We start from the raw sequence: 14,703 nt of genomic DNA on the forward strand, positions 1-14,703 counted from the left end.
TACAGTAGGCAGAGACGCCGTGGAGGAGTTCGATGCAAAGTCAACCGCCCACAGGGGGCAATCCGTGGGTCGCCGTGCGCCCGGGAGACGACGTCGCGATGCTGGCGCGCAGGGTGTCGTCGGCGCATCAGTTGTTCGTCGAGCATCACGCCCCCGCAGGCCGAGACCAGGCAGGCGACGGAAATTCGGTGCGGTCCGTCATCCTCGATTCGTGGATGCGCAGCACGAGCAAGGGCGTGAGCCCGGACGGGTCCGCCCGCGCGGTCGATCTGGCGGCCGCGGATCTCGCCGCGTACCGGGCGTCGCACCCGATGTCGATCATCCGGCCCGTGGTCCGCAAACTCCTCGTCGAGGATGCCGCCGACACCGGACTGCTCGTGGCCATCACGGACGAGAAGGGCCAGTTGCTGTGGGTCGAGGGCGATTCGTCCGCCAAGGACCGCGCACTGGAGATGAACTTCGTCGAGGGCGCCGACTGGAGCGAGGACACCGTCGGCACCAACGCCCCGGGCACCGCGCTGGCGCTCGACCACTGCGTGCAGATCTTCGGAGCGGAGCACTTCAGCAGGTCGGTGCACGACTGGAGTTGTTCGGCGGCGCCCGTCCACGACCCGGCGACGGGGCTGATCGTCGGCGCCATCGACATCACCGGTGGCCCACGGGTCGCGGTACCCGAGGTGCTGTCGCTGATCCGGGCCACCGTCGCGGCCGCCGAGGCGGAACTGCGCCTGCACCTGCTGCGCTCGCCGCAGCCGCTGGTCGAGACGGTGCTGCGGTTGGAGGTGCTGGGGTCGGGACGACCGACTCTGGTGCGCGGGGCCGAACGCATCCCGCTCTCGCAGCGACACGCGGAAATCCTGCTGCTCCTGGCGGAGCATCCGGAGGGCCTGAGCTCCGACCGGCTCGCGGTGCTACTCGACGAGAACGAACTCGACGCCGTCACCATTCGTGCCGAGATGTCGCGCCTGCGCAAGGTTTTCGGTCCCGCGAACCTCGGTTCGCGGCCGTACCGGCTGCTCACCGAATTGACGTCGGATGTCCGGCAGGTGCGTGGGGCCCTGGACCGCGGAGAGCTGGCCGCCGCCCTCGACGTCTACTCGGGTCCGGTGCTACCCGGGTCGGAGGCGCCCGGCGTCGAGGACCTGCGCGGCGAACTGCGTGCCCGCGTCCAGGCGGCATTGCTGCGGGAGGGCGATCAGCGGTTGCTCGCCAAGTGGACCACGTCCGTCCACGGCCGTGAGGACGTCGCCGCGTGGGAGGCGTACCTCGCGGGCCTCGATCCGCGTTCCCCGTTGTATTCCCAGGTCAAGTCGAGGATCGATCTGTTCGATCAGCAGTACGCAACGTAGTTGCAACGGTACGGTCCCTAGTGTTGTGAGTCACACCGAGAAAGTTCCACCGAGTTTCACGACACCAGGGAGTTATCGATGACCGTGTATGCCCGCCCGGGTTCGCCCGATGCCGTCATGTCCTTCCAATCGCGTTACGACAACTGGATCGGCGGCCAGTGGGTTGCGCCCGTCAAGGGCCAGTACTTCGAGAATCCGACCCCCGTCACCGGGCAGCCGTTCTGTGAGGTCGCGCGGTCGACGTCCGAGGACATCGAACTCGCCCTCGACGCCGCACACGCCGCGGCTCCGGCCTGGGGCAAGACGTCGGTGGCCGAGCGCGCCATCATCCTGAACAAGATCGCGGATCGCATCGAGGAGAACCTCGAGTCCATCGCGCTCGCCGAGTCCTGGGACAACGGCAAGCCGATCCGTGAGACCCTGAACGCCGACATTCCGTTGGCCATCGACCACTTCCGTTACTTCGCCGGTGCGATCCGCGCGCAGGAAGGCGCCTTGTCGGAGATCGACTCCGACACCGTCGCCTACCACTTCCACGAGCCGCTCGGCGTCGTCGGCCAGATCATCCCGTGGAACTTCCCGATCCTCATGGCCGTGTGGAAGCTCGCTCCCGCACTCGCCGCGGGAAACGCGGTCGTCCTCAAGCCCGCCGAGCAGACTCCGGCGTCGATCCTGCACCTGATCTCCGTCATCGGCGACCTGCTGCCCGCCGGTGTGATCAACATCGTCAACGGCTTCGGTGTCGAGGCGGGCAAGCCGCTCGCCTCGAGCCCGCGGATCCGGAAGATCGCGTTCACCGGTGAGACCACCACCGGCCGGCTCATCATGCAGTACGCGTCCCAGAACCTGATCCCCGTCACCCTCGAACTCGGCGGCAAGAGCCCCAACATCTTCTTCTCCGACGTGCTGTCGTCCAACGACGACTACCAGGACAAGGCGCTCGAGGGCTTCACGATGTTCGCCCTCAACCAGGGTGAGGTGTGCACCTGCCCGTCGCGGTCGCTGATCCAGGAGGACATCTTCGACGAGTTCCTCGCGATGGCGGCCATCCGCACCAAGGCCGTCCGCCAGGGCGACCCGCTCGACACCGACACGATGATCGGCGCGCAGGCCTCCAACGATCAGCTCGAGAAGATCCTGTCGTACATCGAGATCGGCAAGGGCGAGGGTGCGAAGGTGATCACCGGTGGTGAGCGCGCCGAACTCGGCGGCGACCTGTCCGGCGGCTACTACGTGCAGCCGACCATCTTCACCGGTCAGAACAAAATGCGGATCTTCCAGGAGGAGATCTTCGGTCCCGTCGTGTCGGTCACGTCATTCAAGGATTACGACCAGGCCATCGAGATCGCGAACGACACGCTGTACGGCCTCGGCGCCGGCGTGTGGTCCCGCGACGGCGGCGTCGCCTACCGGGCGGGCCGCGACATCCAGGCCGGCCGCGTGTGGACCAACACGTACCACCAGTACCCGGCGCACGCCGCGTTCGGTGGCTACAAGCAGTCCGGCATCGGCCGCGAGAACCACCTGATGATGCTCGAGCACTACCAGCAGACGAAGAACCTGCTGGTCAGCTACGCCCAGAAGGCTCAGGGCTTCTTCTGATGGACGCAGCCCGGGCGCCTCAGCGCCTGAAGGCAACCGCCGGGGCGGTGGAGCTTCTCCGCCGCCTCGGCGGTACCCACGGGGCGCTGATGATGCATCAATCCGGCGGATGCTGCGACGGGTCCGCGCCGATGTGTTACCCCGACGGCGAATTCATCGTCGGCGACCGCGACGTGCTGCTCGGTGTCCTCGACCTGCGTCTCGGGGTGGGGGAGACCCCGTCCACCCGGCCCGAGGGTGCCGATGCCCTGCCCGTGTGGATCTCCGGTTCGCAGTTCGAGGCGTGGAAGCACACCCAGCTGGTGCTCGACGTGGTGCCCGGTCGCGGTTCGGGCTTCAGCCTCGAAAGCCCGGAAGGCATGCGCTTCCTCAGCCGTGCGCGTGCCTTCACCCCGGAGGAGAACACCAGCCTCGCCGCGGAGGACGTCATCGTGGGCGAGCGGTGGGAGCAGGGCTGGAGACCCGCACCCTCACCCGAACCGCAAGTGGTCGCCGAAGCCGTCGACGCATGTCCCGTGCCCGCTCGCCGCCCGGGCCCCTAGCGCCCGAAGTTCACTGCGACCGCGGTTTTTACGTCGTGGTCACGTTTTGCTGACACGACGTGTACACAGCTCATTCACCATTGGCCTCGGCCGTTCGGCACCGCTCTCGCGCGGCGCCGGCGAGGCAACATTCGGATCGACGTAGGGGACGGAATGTCACTCGTAGAACCATCCAAGAATTCCGGAACCGGTAAACACCACGATGCTGCCGACTTCCACTCCGAAGACAACAGCTATCTGGAAAAACGCACGCTCCGAAAGGGTTCGGCGGGCTGGGTGCTGCTCGCAGGCCTCGGCGTCAGCTACGTGATCTCCGGCGACTACGCCGGATGGAACAACGGGCTGGCCGAGGGCGGATTCGGCGGACTGCTGATCGCCGGCGTCGTCATCGCGGGCATGTACCTGGCCATGGTGCTGGGGATGGCCGAGATGTCCTCCGCCCTGCCCGCCGCGGGCGGCGGTTACACGTTCGCCCGCCGGGCGCTCGGACCGTGGGGCGGATTCGCCACCGGCACCGCCATTCTCATCGAATACGCGATCGCGCCCGCCGCCATCGCGACGTTCATCGGCAGCTACGTCGAATCACTGAACCTGTTCGGCATCACCGACGGGTGGTGGGTGTACCTGGCGGTCTACGCGATCTTCATCGGAATCCACCTGACCGGCGCCGGCGAGGCGCTCAAAGCCATGTTCGTCATCACGGCGATCGCACTCGTCGGGCTCGTGATCTTCGCGGTCTCCGCGATCGGGCTGTTCGACGCGGGCAACCTCACCGACATCGCCCCGACCGATGCGGCGGGGGCATCGAGTTTCCTGCCGTTCGGCGCTTTCGGCATCTGGGCGGCCGTCCCGTTCGCCATCTGGTTCTTCCTCGCCGTCGAAGGCGTGCCGCTGGCCGCCGAAGAGGCACGCGAGCCGGAGAAGAACGTACCGCGCGGAATCATCATCAGCATGCTCATCCTCATCGTCACGGGGGCCACGGTCCTGTTCCTCGCGACGGGAGCACTGGGTGCCGAGAGCCTGTCGACGTCCGGGAATCCGCTGGTCGAGGCGCTCGGTGACGGAACCGCGGCGAAGGTCGTCAACTACATCGGCCTGGCCGGCCTCGTCGCCAGCTTCTTCTCGATCATGTACGCCTACTCGCGGCAGACGTTCGCGCTGTCCCGCGCCGGTTACCTGCCGACGAACCTGTCGGTCACCAACTCGCGGAAAGCGCCCACGCTCGCACTCATCGTCCCGGGTGTCATCGGGTTCGCACTCTCGCTCACCGGTGAAGGCGCGATGCTGCTGAACATGGCCGTGTTCGGCGCGGCCGTCAGCTACGTGCTGATGATGGTCAGCCACATCGTCCTCCGCAGGCGCGAGCCGGAGATGAAGCGGCCGTACCGCACACCCGGCGGCATCGTCACCACATCGTTCGCGCTGGTCATCGCGGCCGCCGCGGTGATCGCCACGTTCCTCGTCGATCCGGTCGCCGCACTGTGGACGCTGATCGCGTTCGCGGCCTTCATGGCGTACTTCGGCCTGTACAGCCGCCATCACCTCGTTGCCAATTCGCCCGACGAGGAGTTTGCTGTTCTTGCAAAGGCGGAGGAAGAACTCGAATGACCACCTACAGTCACGGAGTCGCAGGAACCGGGTACACGTTCGACGGTCTCGTCGACCTCATGGCCAAGGCGACACCGCTGCGCAGCGGGGACGAACTCGCCGGGTGCGCGGCGTCGTCCGACGCCGAACGCGCCGCCGCGCAGTGGGCGCTGGCCGATGTCCCGCTCGGCACGTTCCTGAACGAACTCGTGGTGCCTTACGAGGACGACGAGGTCACGAGGCTCATCATCGACTCGCACGACCGGGTCGCGTTCGGCGAGATCTCCCACCTCACCGTCGGCGGCCTGCGCGACTGGTTGCTGGACGTCGCGGCGCGGGACGGCGCGGCCGAGACGTTCCGCCGCGTCGCCCCGGGGCTGACACCGGAGATGGTCGCGGCAGTCAGCAAGATCATGCGCAACCAGGACCTCATCGCGGTCGCACGGGCCGTCACCGTCACCGCGGGGTTCCGCACGACGCTCGGCGTACCCGGGCACCTGGGAACCCGGTTGCAGCCCAACCATCCCACCGACGACCCCCGCGGGATCGCGGCCGCCACGCTCGACGGGCTGCTGCTCGGCTGCGGTGACGCCGTCATCGGCATCAACCCGGCCACCGATTCGCCGCACGCCACCGCGGAACTGCTGCACCTGCTCGACGACATCCGTCAGCGCTTCGACATTCCGGCGCAGTCGTGCGTGCTGTCGCATGTGACCACCACGATGGGCCTGATCGAGGACGGCGTACCCGTCGACCTGGTGTTCCAGTCGATCGCCGGAACACAGGGCGCCAATTCCAGTTTCGGCGTCGACATCTCGCTGCTGCGGCAGGCGAACGAGGCAGGCCGGTCGCTGAAACGCGGCACCGTCGGCGACAACGTGATGTATCTGGAAACGGGGCAGGGGTCGGCCCTGAGCGCCGGGGCGCACCTCGGCACGGGTGGCAGGCCCGTCGACCAGCAGACCCTGGAGACCAGGGCGTATGCGGTGGCCCGCGACCTCGAACCGCTGCTGATCAACACGGTGGTCGGGTTCATCGGACCCGAGTACCTGTACGACGGCAAGCAGATCATCAGGGCCGGACTCGAGGACCATTTCTGCGGGAAACTACTGGGCCTGCCGATGGGTGTCGACGTCTGTTACACCAACCACGCCGAGGCCGACCAGGACGACATGGACACGCTGCTCACCCTGCTCGGTGTGGCGGGCGCGGCCTTCGTCATCGCGGTGCCGGGCGCGGACGACGTCATGCTCGGCTATCAGAGTCTGTCGTTCCACGACGCGCTGTACGCGCGCCAAGTGCTCGGACTCAGGCCCGCACCGGAATTCGAGGACTGGATGCGCCGTCTCGGCATGGTCGACGACGCCGGTCGTGTGCTGCCGGTCGACGCCGCGGCGTCGCCGCTTCGAGCGCTGACGGGGGCACGATGACCGATCCTGTCGCACAAGACTTCTGGGCGGAACTGCGAGCCACGACGCAGGCGCGTATCGGCCTCGGCCGCACCGGAGACGCGCTGCCGACGCAGCGCGTCCTCGAGTTCCGGTCGGCGCACGCCGCGGCCCGCGACGCCGTCCACCAGCCGCTCGACGCGCAGGCACTGGCCGAACAGGTCGAGGCCGTGGGCCTGGGAAGACCGGTGATCGTCACGAGCAAAGCGTCGGACCGGAGCGAATACCTGCGCCGGCCCGACCTGGGTCGCACGCCGGCAGATCTGTCCGGTGTCCCCGCGGGAACGGCCGAGGTGGGATTCGTCCTCGCCGACGGGTTGTCGCCCCGCGCGCTCACCGATCACGGGGTGTCCCTGCTGTCCGCGCTGGTCGACGAGTTCGGCGGCACGTACTCGCTGGCGCCGCCGGTGATCGCGACCCAGGCCCGGGTGGCGCTCGGCGACCACATCGCGCAGGCCCTGGGTGTGCAGACGCTCGTCCTGCTGATCGGCGAGCGGCCGGGACTGTCGGTGGCCGACAGCGTCGGCGTCTACCTCACGCACCTCCCGCGCCCCGGACGCACCGACGCCGACCGGAACTGCGTGTCCAACATCCACCCACCCGAGGGGCTCGGCTACGAACTCGCCGCCCGCGTCGTGGCGGGCCTGGTGTCCGGCGCCCGGAAACTGGGCCGGTCCGGAGTGGAGCTGAAGGACACTTCCCGCGCGGATGCGCTGGCAGCCCCCTCGGAGATCCTCGAACTGTAGTCGTGTTATCTAAAGGGCGGCAGGTCCGACCGGGCCTGCGGAGAACCGCCCTGGACGGGGTGTGACGAGGAGAGATCTATGGCCTTCGCTGGCAATGTGGACGAATTGGCCCTGCTGCAGGCGGTCCGGTTGAAAGAGCAGGTCAGCGCGGCGGTACTCGCCGAACATCTCGGTGTGAGCGCCGCGTCCGCGCAGGCCGCGTACGACGCGCTGCTGACCCAGGGCAAGGCGCAGGAGGCCTCGGACGGCCGGATCGCGCTCACCGGCGCCGGGCTGTCGGAGCTCGAGGACCAGCTCGACGCCGAGCGGGTGTCCATCGACGAGGATTCCATCGCCGAGGTGTACGAGAGCTTCGTGCCGTTCCACGAGGAGTTCGTCGGACTCATCGACACGGCCGACGCCGATCAGCTGGCGGACCTGGACCGTCGCGCGTCGGTCGTGTTCGACGACCTGTCGGCGTTCGTGCCCCGGTTGTCCCGCTACCAGGACCTGTTCGCCGATGCTCTCGCGAAAGTTGCTGCGGGGGAGACGAAGTGGATCTCGGAGCCCGTGATCGACTCCTACGCCACCGTGTGGACCGAGCTGCGCAGGGAGCTGATCGGCGCGTCCGGCGCCACCGAGTGACGTGAGCCGCGTCACCACCCCCCCCATTCGGGGGTGGTGACGCAGTGAGCCGGATCACTACTTTTCCTCTCATCCGGGATACGCCCACCAGGGTGTTCCCCACGGACCACGGAGGAATCGAGTGACCACAGTCTCCAACTCGGGTGCGGGCGCCCCCCACGCCCCCACGCCGGTGCGACAGGGCGGTACCAGCGTCCGCAAGGTGGCCATTGCCAGTGGCATCGGCACGACCATCGAGTTCTACGACTTCTTCATCTACGGCACCGCCGCAGCACTGGTGTTCCCCACGGTGTTCTTTCCCGCACTCGGCTCCACCGCAGGCACCGTCGCCTCCTTCGCGACCTTCGCCGTGGCCTTCGTCGCCAGGCCGGTGGGTGCGATGCTGTTCGGCCATTACGGTGACCGGATCGGGCGGAAGAAGACCCTGATCTCCACGCTCATCCTGATGGGCGTCTCGACCTTCCTCATCGGCCTGCTGCCCGGCGCCGCGACGATCGGCGTCGCGGCCCCGATTCTGTTGGTGCTGCTGCGTTTCGGGCAGGGATTCGCCGTCGGCGGCGAGTGGGCGGGCGCCACGCTGCTGACGGCGGAGTACGCACCGCCGGGCAAACGCGGCCTCTACGCGATGTTCCCGCAACTCGGGCCCGCGGTGGCCTTCATCCTCTCCAGCGCCACGTTCCTCGTCACCGGCAGCCTGCTGGGCGACACCAACGAGGTCTTCCTCGACTACGGGTGGCGGATTCCGTTCCTGTTCAGTGCCGTCCTGGTCGGCATCGGTCTCTACATGCGCCTGGCGATCGAGGAGACGCCGGTGTTCCGCGCCGCTCAGCAGGCAGACCGTGCGGATGCGGCCCCGCGGACCCTCCCGCTGATGGACGCCTGGCGGTTCCAGACCAAGGAGATCCTCCTCTCGGCCGGCGCGCTGGCCACCCTGTTCGCGTTCTTCTACATGGGGACGGCGTTTCTCACCAGCTACGGCACCAAGACCCTCGGGTTCAGCCGCCCGTTCGTGCTGACGGTCGGGATCGCCTCGGCGGTGGTCTTCGGATTCACCATCGTCGTCTCGGCGCTGTACTCGGACCGGATCGGACGTCGACGGGTCATCATGATCTCCTGCGGCCTGGCCGTCGTGTGGGCGCTCGCGCTGTTCCCGCTGCTGGACACCGGTTCGCCCGTCGCGTTCACGATCGGCGTGATGGTCACGCTCGCCATCTTCGGGATCGCCTACGGTCCCTGCGGCGCCCTGCTTCCGGAAATGTTCCAGACGCGGTACCGCTACACCGGCGCGGGCCTCGGCTACAACCTCGCCGGCGTGCTCGGCGGCGCGGTGCCGCCGCTGATCGCCGCGCCCCTGGCGTCCGCGTACGGCAGTGCCGCGATCGGCGTGTTGCTCGCCGTCCTCGGTGTGGTGAGCCTGCTGTGCACGAAGGCCCTGGTGGAAACGAAAGACGACGCGCTCTGACCCCGCAGGCGAGGGGTGTCCGGACTTCGCACAGTTACCGGCACCCCTCGCCGTGCAGTATGCCCTGGATCACAACAACCAAGAGTAAGTTCGACCGCGGAAGGGCCTTCCGGTCTGCCCGTCCCGTAGGCGCCCGAACGGGTTCCTGGAGAGGAAGAGTGATGACAACCCCGCTTCCCAGCTACACCCACGGCGTGTGGGACGCCCCGATGCTCGGCGACACCATTGGAGACAACTTCGACCGGACCGTGGCGGCCCACGCCGATCGTGACGCCCTGGTCGACCGGCCGTCGGGGCGGCGGTGGACGTACGCCGAACTGAAGCGGGACGTCGACGCCGTGGCGGCGGGGTTGCTGAAGCGGGGCATCGCGAAGGGCGACCGGGTCGGGATCTGGGCGCCGAACTGCCCGGAATGGACGCTGATCCAGTACGCGACCGCGAAGATCGGCGCGATCCTCGTCAACATCAACCCCGCCTACCGGGCGCACGAATTGAAGTACGTGCTCGACCAGGCTGGTGTCCGGCTGCTCGTGTCGGCTCCGCAGTTCAAGTCATCGGACTACGCGGCGATGATCGAGGAGGTCCGGCCCGAGTGCGGCGATCTCGAGGTGGTCGTGCTGCTCGGGAGTGCCGAGTGGAGCAGGCTGGCGTCGGACGGCATGGCCGCGCATGCCGCGGATCCGGCCCGGCTGCGCGCGGCGCAGGCCGCGCTGTCACCCGACGACCCGATCAACATCCAATACACCTCGGGGACAACCGGGTTCCCGAAGGGGGCGACGCTCAGCCACCACAACATCCTCAACAACGGGTACTTCGTCGGCGAGCTGTGCCACTACACCGAGAACGACCGCGTCTGCATCCCGGTGCCGTTCTACCACTGCTTCGGCATGGTCATGGGAAACCTCGCGTGCACGAGTCACGGCGCGACCATGGTGATTCCGGGTCCCTCGTTCGATCCGAAGGCGACGCTGCAGGCCGTCGAGGCGGAGAAGTGCACGTCGCTGTACGGGGTGCCGACGATGTTCATCGCCGAACTCGCCGAGCACGACTTCGAGTCCTTCGACCTGTCCAGTCTGCGGACCGGAATCATGGCCGGATCGCCCTGCCCGGTCGAGGTGATGAAGCACGTCATCGAACTGATGGGGATGGCCGAGGTCTCCATCTGCTACGGGATGACCGAGACGTCGCCGGTGTCGCTGCAGACGCGGTCGGACGACACCATCGACCAGAAGGTCTCCACCGTCGGCCGGGTCGGCCCACATCTCGAGGTCAAGATCGTCGATCCGGCAACAGGATTGACCGTTCCGCGGGGCGAGCCGGGGGAGCTGTGCACTCGCGGGTACTCGGTGATGCTCGGGTACTGGAACAACCCGGAGAAGACTGCGGAAGCGATCGACGCCGGACGGTGGATGCACACCGGCGACATCGGTGTGATGGACTCCGACGGGTACGTCGCGATCACCGGGCGGATCAAGGACATGGTGATCCGCGGCGGCGAGAACGTCTACCCCCGGGAGATCGAGGAGTTCCTGTACACCCATCCCGACATCCTCGACGCGCAGGTGATCGGCGTGCCGGACGCGAAGTACGGCGAGGAACTGATGGTGTGGGTGCGGATGAAGGAAGACACCGAACCTCTGGACGCGGCGAAGGTGCGCGAATTCTGCACCGGCAAGCTGGCCCACTACAAGATCCCGAAGTACGTGCACGTCGTCGACGAGTTTCCGATGACCGTGACGGGCAAGGTGCGCAAGGTCGAGATGCGTGAGCAGTCCCTCGACCTGATCGGGCACACCTGACCCGCACCGGTCACCCGGTCCGCAGCAGCGCCGCGACGGCATCCTGCCCGCGTCGCTCCGCGTGCTGCAGTGCCGTCCGGCCGTCGGCATCCTCGATGGCCGGATCGGCGCCCGCGTCGAGGAGCAGTCGGACGACGTCCTGGTAGCGGGCGGAGCCGTCGCCGTAGACCACGGCCTCGAGCAGTGCCGTCCAGCCCGGATCGTTGACATGGTTCACCGGAACACCCGCGTCGATCAGCATCCGCACGGTCTCGACGTGGCCGTGCTCGGCCGCCGGGATCAGCGCGGTTCCGCCGAACCGGTTAATGCTGGTCACGTCGGCGCCGTGGTCGAGGGTGAGCGCGAGAATCTCGTTCAGCCCCTCCGCGCCCGCGTACAGGAACGCCGAGTCCTCGCGGGCGTTCTTCGCGTTCACGTCGGCTCCGGCGTCGAGCAGCGCGCGCACCGCCGACGCGTCGTCACGGGCGACGGCGTCGAACAGTGCGTGCTCGAGTTCGGGAGTCGACACGGGAGCGGCTCTTCAACCCAGGGCGCCGGCGATCGCGTCGAGACCGGCCGCCGCGCAGGCCTGATCCCGCATTCCGTCGGGGGCGCCGCCGACGCCGATACCCGCGATCGACCCGCTCGCCGATTTCACACTCACGCCGCCCGCCAGGAACAACGTGCCTGGAAGGTCGGCGACCGTCGCGCCGTCGCCCTTGGCGCGTTCGCTCAGGTCGCTGGTGTTCGCGCCGAACGCGGCGGCGGTGTACGCCTTCTGCCGGGCCGCCTTCACGGTGTGCTGCGCGGCGTTGTCCCCCCGCAGCATGGCCTGCACGTTGCCGTTGCGGTCGACCACCGACACGGTGACGAAGCCGAGTCCGTCGGCCTGGCACTTCGCGAGCGCCGCCTGCGCGGCGGTCTGCGCCGCCCCGACACCGAGACGGTTCTGGCTGACCAGGCCGTCCGCGCCGTCGACCGGGGCGGGTGCGGCGGCCGTCGCGACCGGAGTGGACGCCGCCGTCGCCTCGTCCGTCGTGGAAGCGCCGCACGCGGCGGTTGCGACGATCGCGGCCAGCGGGACGGTGATCGCCAGAATGCGGGGCAGTCGGTGGAAGGTGCGCATCGGAAGGCCTTTCAAGGGAGTGACGAGCTGACGTGACCAGCCTGGCCCGCAAGCGCCGGTGACCGCATCGGGCCGACGGCGCTCCCGGGCTCATCCGTCCGGCGGGGGTAGATCATCCGAACGGTGGATCCACGACCTGCCGCACGTCCGTAGGATCCACAGACGTGACTGGACCCGTGGACGGAGTGGACAGGTCGGCCGGCGAGAGTCTGCGCGGCCCGCTCGGTACGGCCATCCATGTCTCCTTCTACGTTCTCCTCGCGACGTCGACGGCGCGGTACCTCACGTACCACGGTGTCAGCGGGCAGTTCGTCGTCGTGGTCGCGTTGATCGCGGCGCTCGCCGCGCTGTACACGTCGACCGTGGTGGTGGCGCGGCGGGGCGGCGCGTGGGAACCGTGGGTGTGGCCGGTGCTGACGACGTGGGCGGTACTCGTCTGGCTCGCGCCGAGTTTCGCGTGGTGCGCGTTTCCCATGTTCTTCCTCTGCACGAGGGCCTACCCGAGCCGTATCGCGTATCCCGTCGTCGGTGTTCTCGCCGTCCTCACGTCGCTGGCGTTCTTCACGTTCTCCGGGCGCACCGAGTGGGCGGTGCTGGTGGGACCGCTGTGCACCGGCGCGCTGATCGTCATGGCGTACAGCCAGATCGAGCGGGATGGCCGGGAACGGGTGCGGCTGCTCCGTCAGGTGGCGGAGACACGGTCCCGGCTCGCGGAGACCGAGCGGGAGGCGGGGGTCCTCGCCGAACGCGAACGACTGGCCCGCGAGATCCACGACACCGTGACGCAAGGACTGACGAGCAGTCTCCTCCGGCTCGAGGCCGCCGAGCAGATCTGGGCGCAGGCAGATCCGCGGGCGGAGGCGCGGGCCCGCGAGGACGTCCGTGTGGCGACCGGAACGCTGCGCGAGAACCTGGCGGAAACCCGCAGTCTCGTGCACCATCTCGCAGCGCCCAACCTGGAATCCCAGCCGCTCGACGCGGCACTGCTCGCCGCCGCGCGTACCCACCACCCCCGGGCGGAACTCCGGATCGTGGGCACTCCGATCGCGATTCCTGCGGAGGTGGCGCACGCGCTGCTGCGGATCACCCAGAGCGCCGTCTCCAACATCACCCGGCACGCACGGGCCGACACCGTCGGTGTCACCCTGACGTACCTTCCGGACGCCGTCGCACTCGACATCTACGACGACGGCGCCGGTTTCGACCCCGCACCCAGCGGACCTCCCTCGGACCGCGGCGGATACGGCCTGCGTGCGATGCGCAGCCGCGTCGAGCAACTGGGCGGCACGTTCACCGTCGAGAGCGCACCGGGCGAGGGCACCGTGGTGGCCGCACAGATACCGTGCGCGAGAGGAACCTCGGCATGACGACCGTGACCGTGCTGCTGGTCGATGATCACGCGGTCGTGCGCGCCGGACTGCGGGCGCTGCTCGACTCCCAGCCCGACATCGAGGTGATCGCCGAGGCGGGCACGGGCGAGGAGGCGGTCGACGCCGTGACCACCCGCCGGCCGCGGCTCGTGACGATGGATCTGGCCCTCGGATCCGGCATCGACGGGGTGGAGGCCATCCGCCGGATCCGGCAGGTCGACCGGGACCTGCCGGTGCTGGTGTTCACGACGTACGACACGGACGCCGACGTCGTCCGCGCCATCGACGCCGGTGCCATCGGGTACCTCCTGAAGGATTCGACGCCCCAGGAGATCTTCGCCGCCGTCCGCGGCGCGGCGGCCGGCCAGAGTGTGCTGTCGCCGCCCGTCGCGTCGCGCCTGCTGCAGCAGATGCAGCGCCCCGAGGAGGCTCTCACGCCGCGGGAGGCCGAATTGCTGACCCTGCTGGCCAAGGGGATGACCAACAAGGAACTCGGCAAAGCCCTGTTCATCAGCGAGGCGACGGTCAAGACGCACCTCGCGCACATCTACTCGAAGCTCGGTGTCGACACCCGGGCCGCGGCCGTGTCCGTGGCGCTGCGACGGCAGGGCATCCGCTGAACCGGGGGATTCGCGGTGGTACACCGCGTGAACCTTTTGGCAACGATTTGCCGAAGCCCTGTCGAACAGCTGTCCAGGTGGTTATGTTCGAAATGAGCGGTGACCTTCCGCTCGCACCATGAATTGCGTGTTGAGAGGACAAGGGCCATGGTCGGCAACATCATCGGCACCATCATCTTCGGTGCGGTCATCGGCGTTCTGGCGCGTCTCGTGATTCCGGGAAAGCAGGCGATGGGGTGGGTCATCACCGTCGTCCTCGGCATCATCGGTGCGCTGATCGGGTACTGGGTGTGGGAGGGGCTCCTCGGCAAGGGGAACACCGGAGGGATCGACTGGATCCGGTGGATCATCAGCATTGCCGCAGCGGCCGTGCTGTCGCTCGGATACACCGCGATGACGAGCAAGAACAGGGTGTAACCACCCGACAGTGCCTTGCGGCCCGTGAGTAC

14 protein-coding genes are annotated in these 14,703 nt (G+C 68.1%); 12 read left to right on the forward strand and 2 right to left on the reverse strand.

The genetic code is table 11. The annotated features are described in order from the left end of the window. The first annotated feature begins 32 nt into the window (after nt 1–32). The 9 genes from JWS14_RS33150 (at nt 33) to JWS14_RS33190 (ending at nt 11,159) form a co-directional block, all read left to right on the forward strand. A complete protein-coding gene (locus tag JWS14_RS33150; RefSeq protein ID WP_206015169.1) occupies nt 33–1,349 on the forward strand; it encodes a sigma-54-dependent transcriptional regulator family protein in 1,317 nt (438 codons plus the stop codon). 78 nt (nt 1,350–1,427) lie between these two features. Continuing rightward, nucleotides 1,428–2,951 (forward strand): aldehyde dehydrogenase, encoded by a 1,524-nt coding sequence (gene adh / locus JWS14_RS33155; protein ID WP_072945606.1) that lies wholly within the window; start codon nt 1,428–1,430, stop codon nt 2,949–2,951. Beyond that, nucleotides 2,951–3,493, forward strand: coding sequence for a DUF779 domain-containing protein (locus JWS14_RS33160; protein ID WP_072945608.1), 543 nt, complete (start codon nt 2,951–2,953; stop codon nt 3,491–3,493). The genes adh and JWS14_RS33160 overlap by 1 nt, the downstream gene beginning before the upstream one ends. A gap of 153 nt (nt 3,494–3,646) precedes the next feature. After that, the gene (gene eat / locus JWS14_RS33165; RefSeq protein WP_072945610.1) at nt 3,647–5,101 is read left to right on the forward strand and encodes an ethanolamine permease; all 1,455 of its coding nucleotides are present in this window, start codon (nt 3,647–3,649) and stop codon (nt 5,099–5,101) included. After that, nucleotides 5,098–6,510, forward strand: a complete 1,413-nt coding sequence (locus JWS14_RS33170) for an ethanolamine ammonia-lyase subunit EutB (protein ID WP_072945612.1) — start codon at nt 5,098–5,100, stop codon at nt 6,508–6,510. Before eat ends, JWS14_RS33170 begins: the two co-directional genes overlap by 4 nt. Then, on the forward strand, nt 6,507–7,274 hold the full coding sequence (gene eutC / locus JWS14_RS33175; RefSeq protein WP_095860948.1) for an ethanolamine ammonia-lyase subunit EutC: 768 nt from the start codon (nt 6,507–6,509) through the stop codon (nt 7,272–7,274). The genes JWS14_RS33170 and eutC overlap by 4 nt, the downstream gene beginning before the upstream one ends. Before the next feature lie 78 nt (nt 7,275–7,352). Continuing rightward, nucleotides 7,353–7,898: a hypothetical protein gene (locus JWS14_RS33180; RefSeq protein WP_072945617.1), complete on the forward strand. Its 546-nt coding sequence runs from the start codon at nt 7,353–7,355 to the stop codon at nt 7,896–7,898. Between the two features lie 121 nt (nt 7,899–8,019). After that, nucleotides 8,020–9,360, forward strand: a complete 1,341-nt coding sequence (locus tag JWS14_RS33185) for an MFS transporter (RefSeq protein ID WP_373560125.1) — start codon at nt 8,020–8,022, stop codon at nt 9,358–9,360. A 161-nt stretch (nt 9,361–9,521) separates the two neighbouring features. Then, on the forward strand, nt 9,522–11,159 hold the full coding sequence (locus tag JWS14_RS33190) for an AMP-binding protein (RefSeq protein WP_072945619.1): 1,638 nt from the start codon (nt 9,522–9,524) through the stop codon (nt 11,157–11,159). Nucleotides 11,160–11,169: 10 nt separating this feature from the next. Here the strand turns inward: JWS14_RS33190 and JWS14_RS33195 are convergent, their stop codons facing one another. Both JWS14_RS33195 and JWS14_RS33200 read right to left on the reverse strand, forming a co-directional pair. Continuing rightward, nucleotides 11,170–11,667 carry an ankyrin repeat domain-containing protein gene (locus JWS14_RS33195; protein ID WP_095860947.1) on the reverse strand — a complete coding sequence of 166 codons (498 nt, stop codon included), beginning with the start codon at nt 11,665–11,667 and terminating at the stop codon, nt 11,170–11,172. A 12-nt stretch (nt 11,668–11,679) separates the two neighbouring features. Then, complete coding sequence (locus tag JWS14_RS33200) at nt 11,680–12,264, reverse strand: GlcG/HbpS family heme-binding protein (protein WP_206015170.1); 585 nt, start codon at nt 12,262–12,264, stop codon at nt 11,680–11,682. Between the two features lie 164 nt (nt 12,265–12,428). Between JWS14_RS33200 and JWS14_RS33205 the strand changes: the two genes are divergently transcribed. The 3 genes from JWS14_RS33205 (at nt 12,429) to JWS14_RS33215 (ending at nt 14,671) form a co-directional block, all read left to right on the forward strand. Continuing rightward, nucleotides 12,429–13,631, forward strand: a complete 1,203-nt coding sequence (locus tag JWS14_RS33205; protein WP_095860945.1) for a sensor histidine kinase — start codon at nt 12,429–12,431, stop codon at nt 13,629–13,631. Next, nucleotides 13,628–14,254, forward strand: a complete 627-nt coding sequence (locus tag JWS14_RS33210; RefSeq protein ID WP_072945628.1) for a response regulator — start codon at nt 13,628–13,630, stop codon at nt 14,252–14,254. Before JWS14_RS33205 ends, JWS14_RS33210 begins: the two co-directional genes overlap by 4 nt. 147 nt (nt 14,255–14,401) lie before the next feature. Further along, nucleotides 14,402–14,671: a GlsB/YeaQ/YmgE family stress response membrane protein gene (locus tag JWS14_RS33215; RefSeq protein ID WP_072945630.1), complete on the forward strand. Its 270-nt coding sequence runs from the start codon at nt 14,402–14,404 to the stop codon at nt 14,669–14,671. The last annotated feature ends 32 nt before the right edge of the window (nt 14,672–14,703 follow it).

Origin of the sequence: Rhodococcus koreensis (assembly GCF_017068375.1) — a bacterium.
Taxonomy (GTDB): domain Bacteria; phylum Actinomycetota; class Actinomycetes; order Mycobacteriales; family Mycobacteriaceae; genus Rhodococcus_F; species Rhodococcus_F koreensis.